Annotated in this window: 16 protein-coding genes; 6 read left to right on the top strand and 10 right to left on the bottom strand. The window is 69.3% G+C overall.

Annotation, left to right across the window (positions count from 1 at the left end; translation table 11 throughout):
- Positions 1-2: 2 nt before the first annotated feature.
- From AB0395_RS07585 to ppk2, 10 genes are all read right to left on the bottom strand, one after another.
- Entirely contained in the window at positions 3-767 is a 765-nt protein-coding gene (locus tag AB0395_RS07585; RefSeq protein WP_366278002.1) for a thioredoxin domain-containing protein, read from the bottom strand.
- Positions 767-1,342 carry a DoxX family protein gene (locus tag AB0395_RS07580; RefSeq protein WP_366278000.1) on the bottom strand — a complete coding sequence of 192 codons (576 nt, stop codon included), beginning with the start codon at positions 1,340-1,342 and terminating at the stop codon, positions 767-769. The genes AB0395_RS07585 and AB0395_RS07580 overlap by 1 nt, the downstream gene beginning before the upstream one ends.
- 594 nt (positions 1,343-1,936) lie before the next feature.
- The gene (gene trpA, locus AB0395_RS07575) at positions 1,937-2,731 is read right to left on the bottom strand and encodes a tryptophan synthase subunit alpha (RefSeq protein WP_366277998.1); all 795 of its coding nucleotides are present in this window, start codon (positions 2,729-2,731) and stop codon (positions 1,937-1,939) included.
- Between the two features lie 67 nt (positions 2,732-2,798).
- On the bottom strand, positions 2,799-4,043 hold the full coding sequence (gene trpB, locus AB0395_RS07570; RefSeq protein ID WP_366277996.1) for a tryptophan synthase subunit beta: 1,245 nt from the start codon (positions 4,041-4,043) through the stop codon (positions 2,799-2,801).
- A 3-nt stretch (positions 4,044-4,046) separates the two neighbouring features.
- Positions 4,047-4,856, bottom strand: a complete 810-nt coding sequence (trpC, locus tag AB0395_RS07565) for an indole-3-glycerol phosphate synthase TrpC (RefSeq protein WP_366277994.1) — start codon at positions 4,854-4,856, stop codon at positions 4,047-4,049.
- 169 nt (positions 4,857-5,025) lie between these two features.
- Positions 5,026-5,418, bottom strand: a complete 393-nt coding sequence (locus AB0395_RS07560; protein ID WP_366277992.1) for a DUF2752 domain-containing protein — start codon at positions 5,416-5,418, stop codon at positions 5,026-5,028.
- A gap of 158 nt (positions 5,419-5,576) precedes the next feature.
- Entirely contained in the window at positions 5,577-5,963 is a 387-nt protein-coding gene (locus AB0395_RS07555) for a DUF4190 domain-containing protein (RefSeq protein ID WP_366277991.1), read from the bottom strand.
- Between the two features lie 128 nt (positions 5,964-6,091).
- A complete protein-coding gene (locus tag AB0395_RS07550) occupies positions 6,092-6,736 on the bottom strand; it encodes a Trp biosynthesis-associated membrane protein (RefSeq protein WP_366277990.1) in 645 nt (214 codons plus the stop codon).
- Complete coding sequence (gene hisI, locus AB0395_RS07545) at positions 6,733-7,080, bottom strand: phosphoribosyl-AMP cyclohydrolase (protein ID WP_366277988.1); 348 nt, start codon at positions 7,078-7,080, stop codon at positions 6,733-6,735. Before hisI ends, AB0395_RS07550 begins: the two co-directional genes overlap by 4 nt.
- A 119-nt stretch (positions 7,081-7,199) precedes the next feature.
- Entirely contained in the window at positions 7,200-8,159 is a 960-nt protein-coding gene (gene ppk2 / locus AB0395_RS07540; protein ID WP_366277987.1) for a polyphosphate kinase 2, read from the bottom strand.
- A gap of 377 nt (positions 8,160-8,536) precedes the next feature.
- Between ppk2 and AB0395_RS07535 the strand changes: the two genes are divergently transcribed.
- The 6 genes from AB0395_RS07535 to AB0395_RS07510 all read left to right on the top strand — a co-directional run bounded on the left by AB0395_RS07535 (position 8,537) and on the right by AB0395_RS07510 (position 16,772).
- Positions 8,537-9,670 (top strand): LLM class flavin-dependent oxidoreductase, encoded by a 1,134-nt coding sequence (locus tag AB0395_RS07535; RefSeq protein WP_366277986.1) that lies wholly within the window; start codon positions 8,537-8,539, stop codon positions 9,668-9,670.
- Positions 9,667-10,584: an amino acid ABC transporter permease gene (locus AB0395_RS07530; protein WP_366277985.1), complete on the top strand. Its 918-nt coding sequence runs from the start codon at positions 9,667-9,669 to the stop codon at positions 10,582-10,584. The genes AB0395_RS07535 and AB0395_RS07530 overlap by 4 nt, the downstream gene beginning before the upstream one ends.
- A complete protein-coding gene (locus tag AB0395_RS07525) occupies positions 10,581-11,345 on the top strand; it encodes an amino acid ABC transporter ATP-binding protein (RefSeq protein ID WP_366277983.1) in 765 nt (254 codons plus the stop codon). The genes AB0395_RS07530 and AB0395_RS07525 overlap by 4 nt, the downstream gene beginning before the upstream one ends.
- A gap of 83 nt (positions 11,346-11,428) precedes the next feature.
- Entirely contained in the window at positions 11,429-12,439 is a 1,011-nt protein-coding gene (locus AB0395_RS07520; RefSeq protein WP_366277982.1) for an ABC transporter substrate-binding protein, read from the top strand.
- Positions 12,436-13,089: a GNAT family N-acetyltransferase gene (locus tag AB0395_RS07515; protein ID WP_366277981.1), complete on the top strand. Its 654-nt coding sequence runs from the start codon at positions 12,436-12,438 to the stop codon at positions 13,087-13,089. Before AB0395_RS07520 ends, AB0395_RS07515 begins: the two co-directional genes overlap by 4 nt.
- Before the next feature lie 242 nt (positions 13,090-13,331).
- On the top strand, positions 13,332-16,772 hold the full coding sequence (locus AB0395_RS07510; RefSeq protein WP_366277979.1) for an NACHT domain-containing protein: 3,441 nt from the start codon (positions 13,332-13,334) through the stop codon (positions 16,770-16,772).
- Positions 16,773-16,789: the final 17 nt, after the last annotated feature.

Genomic DNA, 16,789 nt, shown 5'->3' with positions numbered 1-16,789 from the left:
GGCTACTTGGCGGCATCAAGAACGGCTTTGCGAAGATCCGCGGGGTTGAAGGCCACGTCGTTGCCGATCTCGGTGCCGTTGAGCTTCAGCGTCGGAGTGCCGCTGAGCCCGGCGGCCTGCAGAATCTTGGTGCTGTAGTCGGCCTGCTCCGGCGCCTTCTGCTGGCTGGTCACGCACGTGGCGAATCCCTCAGCGGTGACCCCCGCCTCCTTGCCCCAGGCGACCAGGTCGTCCAGCTTGAAGCCCTCGACGGTCTCCGCGGGCTGCTCCTTGAACAGCCTGTCGTGGAACTTGGCCCACGCGGTGCCGCCGGGGATGCAGCGGGAGGCGGCCCCCGCACGCAGGGAGTTGCCCCGGGTGACGCCGTTGTTCACATCCTGCGAGAAGATCGTGATCGGGTGGTAGACCACCTTGACCTTGCCCTCGGCCGCCAGGTTCTTGATCGTGGCTCCGCTGGTCTCCTCCATCGCCCTACAGGCGGGGCACTGGAAGTCCTCGTAGACGTCCAGCACCGGCTTCTCGACGCCCGCGACGGACATCACGACGGAGCCGTCCGCCGAGGCGGTGACCGGTGCGAGCGCCTGGGTGACCTCCTCGGGCTTGCTGCCGTTGGCGGCGTACCACCAGCCGGCCCCGATGGCGCCGAGTGCGACGATCACCACGGTCGTGACCGTCGCGATCCGCCTGAGCCGGTCCTTCTTCCGCTGCTCCTCGCGCTGTGCCTTGATCCGGTCACGCACCGACTGTTCCCGTACGGCCTTGCCCATCAGAGATTCTCCCGTTCGTGTAGCTCCTCTTCGTCGCCCTCCATGTCGTCGTACGGCTCCCGCTCCGGGGCGAGCCCGAGCGCGGAGTCCAGCGCGAACCGTCCCGGCGCGAACCAGGTGACGACCACGCCGAGGACGAAGAGACCGGAGTCCCGCAGGATGTCGATGAGGTAGTCGGGCTCGACCCCTGGCTTGAGCTGGCCGCCGCCGCCGAAGCAGCCGCAGTCGATCCGCAGCCCGCGCGCCCACACAGAGGCGATGCCGATGACGAACACCAGCATGAGCAGCGCGGAGATGCCGCCCGCGACACGGGTGAGCAGTCCGACAACCAGCAACACCCCTATGACGATCTCCAGGATGGGCAGGCCGTAGCCGACCACCGTGGCAAGCGAGTCTGGAAGCAGTTTGTATGCCTTGACCGACTGCACGGAGAGCACGGGAGTGCCGATCTTGCCCCAACCTGCGACAATAAGCACGCCTGCCAGCACCAACCGCGAGACGGTCGTTACCCAGGGTAGCGTCGAACTAGCGGTGCGCGACCTCGGGGGGGCCTGCTTCTCAGAAGTCACGAGCATCATCGTCTCCCATTCCGGGCCTCCGTCGTGGCCGGCCTCAACGGATACGCGCGTTCCCTGGGGGGAACCCCATCACGTGCTGGATAAACGTCGGATAAGTCAACCGGCGGGGAGGAGTCCCCTGAGGTGCCGTTCACGGGACCGGCCGCGCGGCCGTCGCCTCGGCCCCTCCGTCACCGGCACGCGCCCTTCTGATCCAACGACCGCCTCGGTTCCGTCCATGGCACCCCACCTGCGTGATCGGCAGGCCGAGCCCCTGTGAACTGGGAAATCGTAACCGAAGTACGGCCCGCGCGGCGTTTTCAGATCGATGGGGGGAAGGTTCGGAGTGGATCGGGAGGGGTTCTGCTCACTCCCGGGAGCAATGCACTTTCAGAGTGCGTATTTCTTTTCAGAGTACATATTTCAGAGTACGCCCGACCTGCGGCGGAGCCCCCGTACGGCATACCGCCGGTCGCTCCGTCCCAAGACAGCGTGCCACCCCGGGACACGGGACGACACGGAACGGCACGAAAAAAGCGGCCGTCCGGTCAGGACGGCCGCATTCGGCTCGGATCGGGACGTGCCGCGGAGCGGGACGTCTCAGCGAGAAGGTCAGGCGCGCACGCCCGCCGCCAGCTCGGCGCCCAGCTTGCGGACCGCCGCCAGGCCCTCGGCCTCGCTGGGGGCGTCCAGCAGGAGGCGGATGAAGGCCGAGCCCACGATGACGCCGTCGGCGTAGCGGGCGACCTCCGCGGCCTGCTTGCCGGTGCCGACCCCGAGGCCGACGCAGACCGGCAGCCTGGTCTGCGGGCGAGTGCGCTCGACCAGGCCCTCCGCGGCCTCGCCGACCGACTCGCGGGCCCCGGTGACGCCCATCAGCGAGGCGGCGTAGACGAAGCCGGTGCAGCACTCGGCGACGGCCTTGATGCGCGTCTCCGGGGAGCTCGGCGCCACCAGGAAGACGGTGTCGATTCCGGCCTTCGCGCTGGCCTCACGCCACGGCCCCGACTCCTCGGGGGTCAGGTCGGGGGTGATGGTGCCGACCCCGCCCGCGCCGGCCAGGTCACGGGCGAACCGGTCGGCGCCGTAGCGGTCGATCGGGTTCCAGTAGGTCATCACCAGCGTGGCCGCGCCCGTCTTGGCCACGCCCTCGACCGTGCGCAGCACGTCGGCGATGCGGGTGCCGTTGAGCAGCGACCGATGCACGGCGTCCTGGATCGTCGGGCCGTCCATGAGCGGATCGGAGTACGGCAGGCCGATCTCGATCACATCGCAGCCGGCCTCGACCATGGCGGTGGCGGCCGCGATCGCGCCGTCCTTCGTGGGGAAGCCTGCGGGCAGGTATCCGATGAGGGCGGCGCGATCGTCCGCCTTCGCCTTGGCGAACACCGTCTGAAGAGTCGTCATCGTTGGTTCCGTTGCGGTTCGTGGCCTCCATCCCCTCCGGAGGGCCGGAGGGGAAGCAAGTCGGTCGTCAGAGGTTGAAGTACTTCATGGCGGTGCCCATGTCCTTGTCGCCCCGGCCTGAGAGGTTGACCAGGATGATCGCCTCAGGGCCGAGCTCACGGCCGAGCTTGAGGGCTCCGGCGAGCGCGTGCGAGGACTCGATGGCCGGGATGATGCCCTCGGTCCTGGCGAGCAGGGCGAAGGCCTCCATGGCCTCGGCGTCGGTGATGCCGTGGTAGGAGGCACGGCCGGTGTCCTTGAGCCAGGCGTGCTCGGGGCCGACGCCGGGATAGTCAAGACCGGCGGAGATCGAGTGGGACTCGATCGTCTGGCCCTCCTCGTCCTGCAGGACGTAGGTGCGCGAGCCGTGCAAGACCCCGACGGAGCCCTCGGTGAGGGTCAGGGCGTGCTCGCCGGTCTCGCGGCCTCGGCCACCGGCCTCGTAGCCGTGCAGCTGGACACCCTGGTCCTCGATGAAGGCGTGGAAGATGCCGATCGCGTTCGAGCCGCCGCCGACCGCCGCGGCGACCGCGTCGGGGAGCCTGCCGGTGAGCTCGAGCATCTGGCGCCGGGCCTCGACGCCGATGATGCGGGCGAAGTCGCGGACGATCTCCGGGAACGGGTGCGGCCCGGCGATGGTGCCGAACAGGTAGTGCGTGTGGTCGACGTTGGCGACCCAGTCGCGGAAGGCCTCGTTGATGGCGTCCTTGAGGGTCTGGCTGCCGTTGGTGACCGGGACGACGGTCGCGCCGAGCAGCTTCATGCGGGCCACGTTGAGCGCCTGGCGCTCGCAGTCGACGGCCCCCATGTAGATCACGCACTCCAGGCCCATCAGAGCGGCCGCGGTCGCCGTCGCGACGCCGTGCTGGCCCGCGCCCGTCTCCGCGATCACCCGGGTCTTGCCGAGCCGCTTGGTGAGCAGGGCCTGGCCGAGCACATTGTTGATCTTGTGTGCGCCGGTGTGGGTCAGATCCTCGCGCTTCAGCACGATCCGAGCGCCGCCCGCGTGCTCAGAGAAGCGCGGCACGTCGGTGAGCGTGGTCGGCCGTCCCGCGTAGGTGCGCAGCAGGTGGTCGAACTCGCGCAGGAAGTCGAGGTCGTTCCTGGCCTTGTCATACTCGGCCGCCACCTCGTCGAGCGCCGGAATGAGCGCCTCGGGCACGTAACGTCCGCCGAAGACGCCGAACTTGCCGTGGACGTCGGGGTCGTCGCCGTGGACACCGTTTCCCGCGAGGTCCGCAGAGGTGAGGAGGATGCCGTCTGTCGCTGTCACTGCTTACTGCCCCTCGGGTCGAGATGCGGGGTGGGCGCCTGCGGTTACCAGGTCGACCACGGCGGCCCTGGGGTCCTTGCCGGTGACCAGGCTCTCGCCGACCAGAACGGCGTCCGCGCCCGCCCTGGCGTAGGCGAGCAGGTCGTGCGGGCCGCGCACACCCGACTCGGCGATCTTGATGATGCCTTCCGGAATCTTCGGGGCCAGCTTGGCGAACACGTCGCGGTCCACCTCAAGGGTCTTGAGGTTCCGCGCGTTGATACCGATGATCTTCGCTCCGGCGGCGAGGGCCCGGTCGAGCTCCTCCTCGGTGTGCACCTCGACCAGCGGGGTCAGCCCGATTGACTCCGCCCGCTCGATGAGCGAGACCAGCGCGTTCTGCTCGAGCGCGGCCACGATCAGCAGCACCAGGTCCGCGCCGTACGCGCGGGCCTCCCACAGCTGGTAGGAGGTGACGACGAAGTCCTTGCGCAGCACCGGGATGTCGACCACGGCGCGTACGGCGGCCAGGTCCTCGAGGCTGCCGCCGAAGCGACGCCGCTCGGTGAGAACGCTGATGACGTGGGCGCCGCCCGACTCGTAGTCACCGGCGAGCGCGGCGGGGTCGGCGATCGCGGCCAGCGCCCCCTTCGACGGGCTCGAGCGCTTCACCTCCGCGATGACCGCCACCTGGTCGCCGCCGAGGGCGGCGTAGGCGTCACGAGGCGCGGGCGCCCGCTGCGCGCGCTCCTTGAGCTGCGCCAGCGAAACCGCCTGCTGCCGATCGGCCAGGTCGGCGCGGACGCCTTCGAGGATCTCCTCCAGCACGCTCACTTGTCCTCCTCGCGAAACCCGGAGGTCACGTTGGCGAACGCTGCCGTACGCATGGTCCGCTCGCTCCACTCGCTCACGAGTAAGGCCCCTCCCGATCGATTGCCCTTGTCCCGCCGATGCTATCGGCCTTGCCGAGGTCGCCCCGCCACCGGGTGACGCCTATAGGTGACTAGGGGGCCAAGAATTTCCCAAAGGGAACATTTCGCACTATCCAAAAAACGATCATTAACCCAAGAAAGGTCCACACATAGGCAGGATGTATGGTTTTTCCGGCATATCGCTTACCTTGCCAGGAAAACACCGCCCAGCGCCCCCACAGCAGGACCGCCACGGGAATCATGACCACGACGAACGGGTTGAGCCCGAGTGCCGCGACGAGGTCACCGTGGGCGAGCGCGTGCACGGCCCGCAGCCCTCCGCATCCCGGACAGTAGAGCCCGGTGAGCATGAGGAACGGGCAGGTGGGATAGTGCCCCGGCTGGTTGGGGTCGACCAGGCCGACGAAGATGACCCCGGCGGCCGCCGCGGCGGCGACGGCGAGCGGTGCCAGCACGGCCCGCACCCGCGGCTCCCGCACCCTCTCGGCCCTGCCGGTCACCATCGGCCCGCCCGAACCCCTCTGTCGGCGACGACTGTCACCAGCCACGATACTCAAGGCTGGGCCGGATACCGGTTGACACCCCGTCGCTAGGCGGGCGGGCCGTATCTCTCCGCTCGGTTCTAGTACCCCGTGTACGAGGCCGAGCCCGCGAGGACGCCGATCGCGACCAGCCAGACCACCAGCACGATCAGCCAGCAGGCGACGCCGAAGTAGGACAGAACCAGGCCGGCGATCGCCATGCCCCGTCCCTCCTCGCCGGTGCGCTTGATCTGGCCGAGCGAGATGTGGCCGAGCACGATGCCCACGATCGAGGTGACGCCGCAGACGAAGAGCCCGGCGATGCCCATGATCAGGGCGGCGATGGCCATGCCGTTGTTGCCGCGGGGTGGCTGTGCGCCATAGCCATAGGGATCGTAACCACCGCCGGGGGGCGTGCCATAGCCGCCCGGAGGCCCGTAGCCGCCCTGTGGCGGCCCGTACCCACCGGACTGATTCCCATAGCTCATGAATGACTCCCCTTTAAACGCGTTGCGGGCGAAATCCTAGCGAAACCAGATCATCCCCGAAGAGTGACGGCGAGTCCGTGGGCAAGTTGTGACCAGGCGGTGAGCTTCGGCCCCTCACGGTCGCGTGGTCAGCGCCCGCCGCCGCCCTTTTCCCGGTTCTCCCGCGGCGCCGCGGGGATCTCGCCCTCCGGGTCGGCGGTGGGGTCGGCGCCGAGGTCGATGGCGTCCCACAGCTCCCGGTCCGTCTGGGCGCCTCCGGCCGAAGCGCGAGCCGCGCCCTCGCGGCCGGGCCCCTGGCGGTCGTACCGCTCCGACATCCCGGGCCAGCGACCGCCCCTGAGCGCGGCGACCACTCCCCCGGCGAGCAGCAGCAGCCCGCCGGCCCCCGCGAGCACCGGCCAGACCAGGGGGGCGGCGATCTGCACGACGTCGGTCGCCTTCGCGGCCATGGGCGCGTGCTCGGCCGCGATGGCCAGCCCGGCGTCCGGCCTGCCCCCGCTCACCGCCGCGGCGATCACCCCCGCGCCGCACAACGCCATCGCGACACCGACGATCCTGCGCCACAGGCCCCTGGTCGCGAGCACCGCGACCACCGCGGCCAGCGCCGCCCACGCCGCGGGCCCCAGCGCGGGCGCCAGCTCGGCCGCCGAGACCGGTACGGCGCGCGCGCCGTACGTCACGGTGACCCAGTCACGCCCCGCGGCCAGCAGCACGAGCCCGGCGCCCGCCGCGCACGCGGCGACCCAGGTCCACAGCGCCCGCCCCGCCTTCACGCCGTGGTCACCGCCAGCTGACCGGCGTCGAAGCAGGTCCGGTCGCCGGTGTGGCAGGCGGCTCCCACCTGGTCGACCCTGAGCAGGATCGTGTCGCCGTCGCAGTCGAGGGCGACGGACTTGACGTGCTGGACGTTGCCCGAGGTGTCACCCTTCACCCAGTAGGCTCCGCGGCTGCGCGACCAGTAGGTGGCACGGCCCGTGGTGAGCGTGCGGTGCAGCGCCTCGTCGTCCATCCAGGCGAGCATCAGCACCTCGCCGGTGTCGTGCTGCTGGACCACGGCGGGCACCAGCCCGTCGGCGGTGCGCTTCAGCCGGGCCGCGATGGCGGGGTCAAGGGACATGCGCCAATTGTGCCGTAACCAGGCGGAGGTCCCGCGCCCGGCATGACCGGGCGGGGCCTCGCGCTCTACGGGAGCCCGCCCCCTCGGGAGGTCGCCCTCAGGGCCGAGGCGGGGCGGGCTCAGCGCGTGCGGTCGTCGTCGAACAGATCGGCCGCGTGGACGACGATCCTGGGGTCGGGCTCACCGACGATCTCGTGGTCCTTGTTGGTGTAGTCGAACTGGCTGAGGAGGTGGCGCATGGCCTCGACCCTGGCCCGCTTCTTGTCGTTGCTCTTGATCACCGTCCACGGCGCCTCGTCCGTGTCGGTGTGCAGGAACATGTCTTCCTTCGCCTGGGTGTAGTCGTCCCACTTGTCCAGCGACTCCAGGTCCATGGGCGACAGCTTCCACTGCCGGACCGGATCGACCTGGCGGATGATGAAGCGGGTGCGCTGCTCGGAGCGTGACACGGAGAACCAGAACTTCACCAGGTGGATGCCGTCGCGGACGAGCATGCGCTCGAACCCGGGGGCCTGCTCCATGAACTCCGTGTACTCCTCGGGCGTGGCGAAGCCCATCACACGCTCGACCCCGGCGCGGTTGTACCAGGACCGGTCGAAGAAGACCATCTCCCCCGCGGCGGGCAGGTGGGAGACGTAGCGCTGGAAGTACCACTGGGTGCTCTCGCGCTCGCTCGGCTTCTCCAGCGCGACCACGCTGGCCCCGCGCGGGTTGAGGTGCTCCATGAAGCGCTTGATCGTGCCGCCCTTGCCTGCCGCGTCGCGTCCCTCGAACAGGACCAGGAGCCGCCCGCCGGTGTCCTTCATCCAGTACTGCAGCTTGAGCAGCTCGATCTGGAGCATTCGTTTGGTCCGGTCGTACTCCGAGCGGTCCATCCGCTCCCCGTAGGGATACTTCTCCCGCCAGGTGTCCACCGGGGTGCCGTCCAACCGCACGAGGACGGGGTCGTCGTCGTCATCGTCGAGGACCCTCAGGTTCGGCAGGTCGTCGAGCAGGTCGCTGCTGGCCACGGCGGAGCGTACGTCGAGCACGGGATACCGCTTCCCGCGCCTGTGATCGTCATCCAGTAGACCGGTCATGAACGTCCTTCCCCCGGACGGAGACTCCGCGCTCCTGGCTTGCCCTATACCTCTATGTGAGCACGTTAATCCTTATTACAGGGCCTCAAACAGCCCATGTCATGACTTGTCGACCAGTGTTCACTCCTCCTCACCGCGACCGTGACAAAAACCCACTAAACCAGTAGGTCTTGACGGAATTGGCCTCCTGTGTTGAAGTGAGGCCATGCAGGCCGAGTTCCCATCGGCGATTCGCGGCCACATCGTGCCGTGCCGCGCGTCGTCCCGTCCGTGTCGCCACTGACCCGGCACCCCCGTGGCCGCACGCCCGCCGCGCCGCAGTCCCCCTACTCCGGACGCCCCTCTCGCCCAGACGACCTGCCAGAAAGGCTTCAGCCATGCCCGTCGAGTTCCTAGGCATCGGTGCCACCCACGACGGATCGGAGACGACCTCGCGCTCCGGACCCGCGTTCGACAAACAGTTCACGCTACGGCTGGCGCGGGCGCACCACGAGCACGGCTGGGACCGGATCCTGTTCGCGTACGGCTCGGGGTCTGCGGACCCCGCGCAGGTGGCGGCCTTCGTCGCCGGGCAGGTCGAGGGGGTGCAGCTCCTGCTCGCCCACCGGCCGAACGTGTCATACCCGACGTTCGCCCTGAAGACCTTCGCGACGCTCGACCAGATCAGCGACGGCAGGCTGACGGTGCACTTCATCACCGGCGGAAACAGCAACGAGCAGGCCCGTGAGGGCGACTTCCTGTCCAAGGACAAGCGCTACTCGCGCACCAGGGAGTACATCCAGATCGTCAAGAAGGGCTGGACGTCCAGGACCCCCTTCAGCCACGAGGGCGAGCACTACCGGTTCGAGGACTTCCTGTCCGACGTCTTCCCCGTCCAGCAGCCACGCCCCAGGGTCTCCTTCGGCGGCTCCTCCCCCGCGGCGTACGCGGCGGGCGGCGCGGAGGCGGACATCTACTGCCTGTGGGGCGAGCCGCTGGCCCAGACCGCCGAGCAGATCGCCGCGGTCAGGAGCGCGGCGCTGGCGGCGGGGCGGAGCGACCTGCCCAGGTTCCAGGTGGCGTTCCGGCCCATCATCGCGCCGACGGAGGAGCTGGCCTGGGAGAAGGCGGGCCGCACGCTGGAGGCCATCAAGGCGGCCAAACCCTCGACACGACGGCGCCTCCCGGGCGAGGCACCCGAGAACTCGGGCTCCCAGCGACTCATCGCGGTCGCGGCCAGGAGCGACAGGTACGACCGCGCGCTGTGGACCCCGACCGCGACGGCCACCGGCGGCGCGGGCAACTCGACCGCCCTCGTCGGCACCCCGGAGACCGTGGCCCAGGCGCTGCTCGACTACTACGACCTCGGCGTCGAGATCCTCTCCGCGCGCGGCTACGACCTGCTGGAGGACGCCATCGACTTCGGCCGCCACGTCATTCCCATCGTCCGCGAGGAGGTGGCCAAGCGAGATCGTGAGCGCGAGGCCGCGGAGACCCGTCAGCACCCCGCGGCCAGTCTGGCGGGACGATGAGCCGCCCCGCCGTCGAGGCGAGGGGAACCCGGCAGGAACCCCTCGGCAACGCCGAGGACCTCTCCGAGCCGGCGGACGGCGTCACCCAGCCGCCCACGCTCAAGGTGGTCACCACCAAGCACCCCGGACGGTGGGTGGCCGCCGCCGGTGTCGGCGTGCTGCTCGCCATGGCGGCCAGTGCGCTGATCACCAATCCCGCCTGGGATTGGAACGTTGTCGGGGAGTACCTGTTCGCGCCGTCGGTGCTGCGGGCGGTCGTGTTCACACTGCAGCTGACCGTGCTCGGCATCGGCATCGGCTTCCTGCTCGGCACCGTACTCGCGATCATGCGGTTGTCGAGGAACCCGCTGCTGTCCTCGGTCGCCTGGGGATACGTCGCGTTGTTCCGGTCGATCCCGCTCATCCTGCAGCTGCTGTTCTGGTACAACCTGGCGCTGCTGTACCAGCGGATCTCCTTCGGCATCCCGTTCGGCCCCTCGTTCTTCGACATCGGGACCATGGACCTGATCAGCCCGGTCACCGCCGCCGTGCTCGGGCTCGGGCTGCACCAGGCCGCCTACTGCTCCGAGATCGTCAGGGCGGGGCTGCTGTCGGTCGACTCCGGCCAGCGCGAGGCCGCCGCCGCGCTCGGCATCCCCTGGAGAAGGCAGCTTTTCAAGATCGTCCTTCCGCAGGCGATGCGGTCGATCGTGCCCACCGCGGGCAACGAGATCATCGGCCTGGTCAAGGGCACCTCGGTGGTCTACATCATGGCCCTGCCCGAGCTCTTCTACCAGATTCAGGTGATCTACAGCCGCAACGGCAGGGTCATCGCGCTGCTGCTGGTCGCGACCGTCTGGTATCTCGTCATCACCTCCGTGCTGTCCATCGCGCAGTACTACGTCGAACGCCACTACGCGAAGGGCCGCAAATGAGCACCGCGATGGTCGACCTCAAGGACGTGCACAAGAGCTTCGGCTCGCTCGAGGTCCTGCGCGGCGTCGACCTGCGGGTCGCTCAGGGCGAGGTCACGGTGATCCTCGGCCCGTCCGGCTCCGGCAAGTCAACCCTGCTGCGCACCGTCAACCACCTGGAGAAGGTGGACAGCGGATCGGTGCGCGTCGACGGTGAGCTGGTCGGATACCGGCAGTCCGGCGACAGGCTGTACGAACTGCGCGAGCGCGAGATCCTCAGGCAGCGGACCAAGATCGGGTTCGTCTTCCAGAGCTTCAACCTCTTCCCGCACCTGACCTCGCTGGAGAACGTCGTCGAGGCGCCGCTCTCCGCGCAGCGAAGGCCGAAGGCCGAGGTGCGGGAGCTGGCCCTGCGGCTGCTCGACCGGGTCGGCCTCTCCGACAAAAGGGACGCCTATCCCGGGCAGCTGTCCGGCGGCCAGCAGCAGCGGGTCGCCATCGCCAGGGCGCTCGCCCTCGAGCCGAAGGTCATCCTCTTCGACGAGCCGACCTCGGCGCTCGACCCCGAGCTGGTCGGCGAGGTGCTCGACGTGGTGAAGGACCTCGCCAGGAGCGGCACCACCATGATCGTCGTCACCCACGAGATCGGGTTCGCCCGTGAGGTGGCCGACACCGTCGTCTTCATGGACGACGGGCGCGTCGTCGAGCAGGGGCCGCCGGCCCAGGTTCTCGACACCCCCAGGCACGAGCGGACCCGTGCCTTCCTCAGCAAGGTCCTCTAGCTGTGCCCTCGGCAAGACCCGTGAAAACCCCGAGCAGAACTCCCAGAAACCCCTCGCAAGGCTCCTCAGAAACTAGGACTGAAATGTCGCTCCTCTCCAGGCTCAGGCCTGCCCTCGTCGCCGCCCCCCTTCTGCTCGCCGCCGCCTGCGGGTCGACCGGGACCCCCTCGAGCGCGTCGGGGACCGACGCCAAGCCCGCGGAGAAGACCGCCGCCGCCGTTGAGGTCGGTGGAACGAAGATCAACACCTCTCCGCAGCAGAACCGGATCCAGGCCGAGAAGGTGGACGCGATCGCCGCCCAGGTGCCCGAGGCGATCCGCTCGAAGGGCGAGCTCTCCGTCGGCTTCAGCGGAGAGGGCGCGCCGCCGCTGGCCTTCCTCGCCGACGACGACCGCACCATCATCGGCGTCGAGACCGACCTCGCCCACATCGTCGCCGACACCCTCGGGCTGAAGGTCAAGGAGGAGATCACCTCCTGGGAGAACCTGTTCCTGGCGGTGAAGTCCGGCAAGTACGACGTGGCCTTCAACAACGTCACGGTCACCGAGGAGCGCAAGGACATCTACGACTTCGCCACCTACCGGGTCGACCAGCTCGCCTGGCAGACGGCGAAGAACAGCCCGATCACCCAGATCAAGCAGCCCTCCGACATCGCGGGCAAGCGGGTGGCGGTCGGCTCGGGCACCAACCAGGAGAAGATCCTGGTCGACTGGGACGCGCAGAACCAGAAGGCCGGTCTCAAGCCCGCGCAGATCCAGAACTACCAGAAGTACGTCGACGCCCTGCTCGCCCTGAAGTCGGGCCGCGTCGAGGCCTACTTCGGCCCCAACCCGTCCCTCGCCTACCAGGACGCCGTCGGCGGCGACACCAAGATCGTCGGAACGGTCTCCGGTGCGGGCCCCGACCTCCAGGGCCTGATCGCGGCCATGACCAAGAAGGACAACGGCCTCGTCAAACCGCTCAACGCGGCGATCAACGAGCTCATCAAGAACGGCAAGTACGGCGAGGTGCTCAAGCGCTGGAATCTCACCAACGAGGCCATCCCCGAGTCGCAGATCAACCCGCCCGGCCTGCCCAGGCAGACGGCGAAGTGACCGTCGAATCCGTCGAGGTGCGGCACGTCGCGATCCGCGGCCCGGAGGCCAGACCGCTCCTGGAGGACCTGCACCTGGAGTACACCAGCCGCTACGGCCCCAACGACGAGATCAACAGCTATCCCGACGACGAGTTCTCCCCCGCAAGGGGAGGCGTGTTCCTGATCCTCGTCGAGGACGGGCAGACCGTCGCCGGTGGCGCGTTCCGCCGCTATGACGAGCGGACGGCCGAGCTCAAACGGATCTGGACCCACCCCGCTCACCGGCGGCGCGGCTTCGGAGCCGCCGTTGTGCGGGAGCTGGAACGGGAGGCCGTACGGCAGGGGTACCGCAGGATCTACCTGACGACGGGCCCCCGCCAGCCCGAGGCCGCGGGCCTGTACCTGGCCACCGGGTACACCCCGCTCTACGACCTGGAGGCCGCCCCCCGCCTCCCCGGCGAGCGCCGCCGTCGTACCGGGCGGTACGGCCCGAGATCTCGGCTTGTTGACATCCTCCCGGCCCCAAAGGGACCGGGATTCCCGGCCGAAACCGGGCGGTTCGCGGTTCACAGCCCCGCCCAACGGCTGGAGGGCTCCCCGCGCCGCCACCCCATGCCCTGGGGCGGTCACACAACGCCAGCCTGGTTATCGCCAGCTCACTCACCGTAACAAGCCCCGCAGAGCAAATCCGGAGAACGCGATGAGTGACCGCTCCGCATTTCCTCCCGGCCCTGAAGGACGGGGCATCCATTCTGGAGGAATGTGGTGAACAAGCTGACAGCGAGCGAAACCGCGAGGTTGGCTTGGATCCGTCGGGTCGGGGGGCCATGGAGGAATCGGCCTGTCAGGAAGCGCGGTGACGAGGTTCGCTCCGCCCGCGTCCTGCCCGGTCTGAAAGGGCGTGAACGCCGGTGCGGAGAATCGCGCGAATCATCGCCGCCGCTTCACTGACGGTCGGCGTCGGCGTCGCGGTCAACCAGGTCCTCAGTGGCGGCGAGCTGAACTGGTACTGGCTCGGCGCCTCCGCGGCCGTCGCCGTCGCCGCAGAGGCGTTCGCCGCCAGGCCCCCCGAGGCCGGACAGCCAAGAGGGCCCCTCTCGATCCTGCCGGGCGCGCCTTCCAGCCAGCGCAGGACATACCTGCGGCAGCTGCGGCGCAGCGTCCGCGACATCGAGACGGTCGGCGTCGCGACACAGAGCGAGTTCGTGCTACGGCTGCGGCAGGTGTACGTCGAGGTGAGCCTGGTCCCCCGTCCACCACAGGACACCGCGAGCGAACCCTACGTTGGCGTGATACAGGCCGTGCCCGGGGAACGCAGGACGCTGCGTTCATTCCTCGACGACTCGGACGGCCAGGTGTTCGCGGTGATCGGCGGTCCCGGGTCCGGCAAGACCACTCTGGTGCGCAGCACGGCCCTTGAGCTGTGCCGGTGGAACGGGCGGCGCCGCTCGCTGCCCGTTGTGGTCTACCTGCGCGACCACGCGGCGGCGATCTTGACGGACCCCGCCCGCGGGCTGCCCGACGTCGCGGCCTCCGCCGGCTGGACGGCAGGCAGGATCCCGGCGGCCTGGTTCGGACGGCGACTGGACAGGGGCCGCTGCCTGGTGATGCTCGACGGGCTCGACGAGGTGGCCGACGAGGCGGACAGAGCCTCCGTGGTCGCCTGGGTGCGCACCCAGATCCAGCGCTTCCCCCGCAACGACTACGTGATCACCTCCCGGCCACATGGCTACCTGTCCACCCCCCTGGCCAGCACGAACGTGCTGCAGATCCATCGCTTCACCGGTGAGCAGATCTCCCTGTTCCTGCACAACTGGTACTACGGCATCGAGTGCCGCGCCACCGGCACCGCAGGCAGGAAGACCCGCGCCGACGCCGCACGCAAAGCCGACGACCTGCTGGAACGGCTCCGCCTGCAGCCTGCCCTGTACGACCTGGCGGCCAACCCGCTGCTCCTCACCATGATCGCCAACGTACATCGGTATCACGACGCGCTGCCCGGCAGCCGCGCGGCGCTGTACGCGGAGATGTGCCAGGTGCTCCTGCACCGCCGCCAGGACTCCAAGGGGCTTCATGACAAGACCGGCCTGCGCGGCCCGCAGAAGGAACACGTCGCACGCGCGCTGGCCTGGACGATGATGACCGCGAGGATCCGCGACATCCCCGCCCGGCAGGCCCGTGAGGCCATCGCACCGGTGCTGGCACAGGTCTCCAGGAGAGTACGGCCCGGCGACTTCCTCGACGAGGCCGACAAGAGCGGCCTGCTGGTCCAGCGTGAGGAGGGAGTTTACGCTTTCGCCCACTTCACCTTGCAGGAATACCTGGCCGCCGCCCACGTCGGCGAGCAGCCTGCCCTCCTCGGCCGCCTCGTCGCCGACGTCGACGACCCCTGGTGGCGGGAAACCGTCCTGCTGTGGGCGGCGGGCGCCAACGCGACCCCGGTGATCGAGGCCTGCCTGACGTCCGGCGGAGTCCACGCGCTGACCCTGGCCTTCGAATGCGAGGAAGAGGCTCTCAAGGTCGATCCCGGCGTGCGTGGCGCGCTGGAAAAGCTGCTTGTCTCACCGGGTTTCGGCGGCGATGCCCGGGCGCGTCTGATCAGCACGGTGAAGGCGACTCGGAGCCTGCGCGACGTCATCTGGCTCAGCGAGGGCGTCGCCCTCTGCGTCCGGCCGGTTTCCCGGACCCTTTACGCCATGTTCGCCCGCGACGAGCGAGCCGCGGGACGCCACACTCCCGCCATCGACGGCGATCCGGGGCAGGGCGGCGACGAGCCCGCCGCCGGTATGTGGGCCGGTGACGCGGCCCGTTTCGTCACCTGGCTCAACGCGCTGTTCGATGATGGCACCACCTACCGGCTGCCCACCGCCGCCGAACTCGCCGATCCCGCCGTCGGCCTGATCACCGACCTCACCAGCCACACCATCTGGGCGCACTCCGCCCCTCTGCCCCAGCTGCACCGGCCGACCGGTGTCCGCTGGCCCTACTCACCCGATCCACGGCGGCTGTCCCAGATCATGACCGTGGACCGCACGAGGATGATCCCGTACCTGCGTCTGGCTCTCGCCACCTCTCACTCGGAACGTGTGCTGGCCTACGGCCGCGTTCTCGCCACCGCCGGGAACTCCGCCCTCTCCTCGCGCGGACACAGGGAACGGCGCGTCCTCGAACTTGTTCTCAACCTCTCCCTCGCGCGCGCCCTGGCACGCGTCTTCGCCCTGGACCTGAGCCAGGTCACCGGACGCGCCCCGGCACGCGTCACCCCGGATTCCTCCCGCGCCGCGGATCAGACCACGGTCAGAGCCAGAGCCGCCGACTGCGCCCACCTCCTCAACCACACGCTGGGCCTGAACCCGGCCCTGAACCTCGACCGCCCTTTCCACCCCACCCTCGGCGACGTCCTCGACCGCGCTTTCACTCGCTCCCTCGCCCTCAATGGCAAGCTCACCTGGGCCGCGGAAAAACCTCTCGGCCCGAGGCTCGGCTACGCCCTCCAGCGCGCCCGCGACATCCCCGGCCACTCCGCCGACGATCTCGACGCCGAGCGAGTCTTCGCCGGGACCATCGAGCGCATCCTTGACCACGCCCTCATCCAGGCCCTCGACCTCGCCCGCACCCACGGCCTCGGCGACGTCCGTGCCGACGCCACGGACTTCGACCTCGCCGGCGCCCGGGTCCGTGTCCCCGGCCTGGACCGTGAGCTCGCCGACGCCTGGATCCGCGCCCCTGCCACGGAGCACGGACACGGCGGCCCCGACCCGGATCGCGTTCTCGACCTCGCCTTCGATCTCGCCTTCGTGCCAGGCTCCGCGGAGTTGCGAACGCTCGTGCCCGCCTTCGCCGGACTCCTCTCCGCATGGAGATCCTCCTGGAAGGAGGAGCCTCCACCCGGCCGGCGACTCGCCGACCTCGAGTCCCTCATGAGGCGTCTCCTGCTGGAGGCGCCGCAGAGGGCGACACCACCGGACAGGGAGCCGACCGCGGCGCTGGATCACGACTACGACTCGCTCAGCAGGCGTTCCTTCCGCTTCGAGCCCGTCTTCTTCTTCGACTACAAGCTCCCGTCCCGGGAGCGAGCTCGTCTGCTGGCCCACCAGGCTCAGGACCTGGTCGCATCGGTCCTGAGCAGGAACACCCCCTACGACGAATCCCTCCTGGCCTGCGCCCGCATCGGCCTGCTGGGCGCCCTGGCCCTTCTGCGGACACCGGACGGGCACAACCCCTCCGGCATGCCGCAGGCGCACGAGTCCTGCGTGGCACTGCGGGAGGCGGTGTACAACCTGATCGCGCTTCAGGAACGTGCCGACGGGCATCTCAAGCCGAACGAGATCCTGCTCCTGGTCCGGAGCTGAGACGACGCGCCCGCACG

The sequence above is a fragment of the Streptosporangium sp. NPDC051023 genome, from assembly GCF_040689595.1.
Taxonomy (GTDB): Bacteria; Actinomycetota; Actinomycetes; order Streptosporangiales; family Streptosporangiaceae; genus Streptosporangium.
Note: the sequence above shows the minus strand (reverse complement) of the source record. Positions and strands in the feature narration are given on the sequence as shown.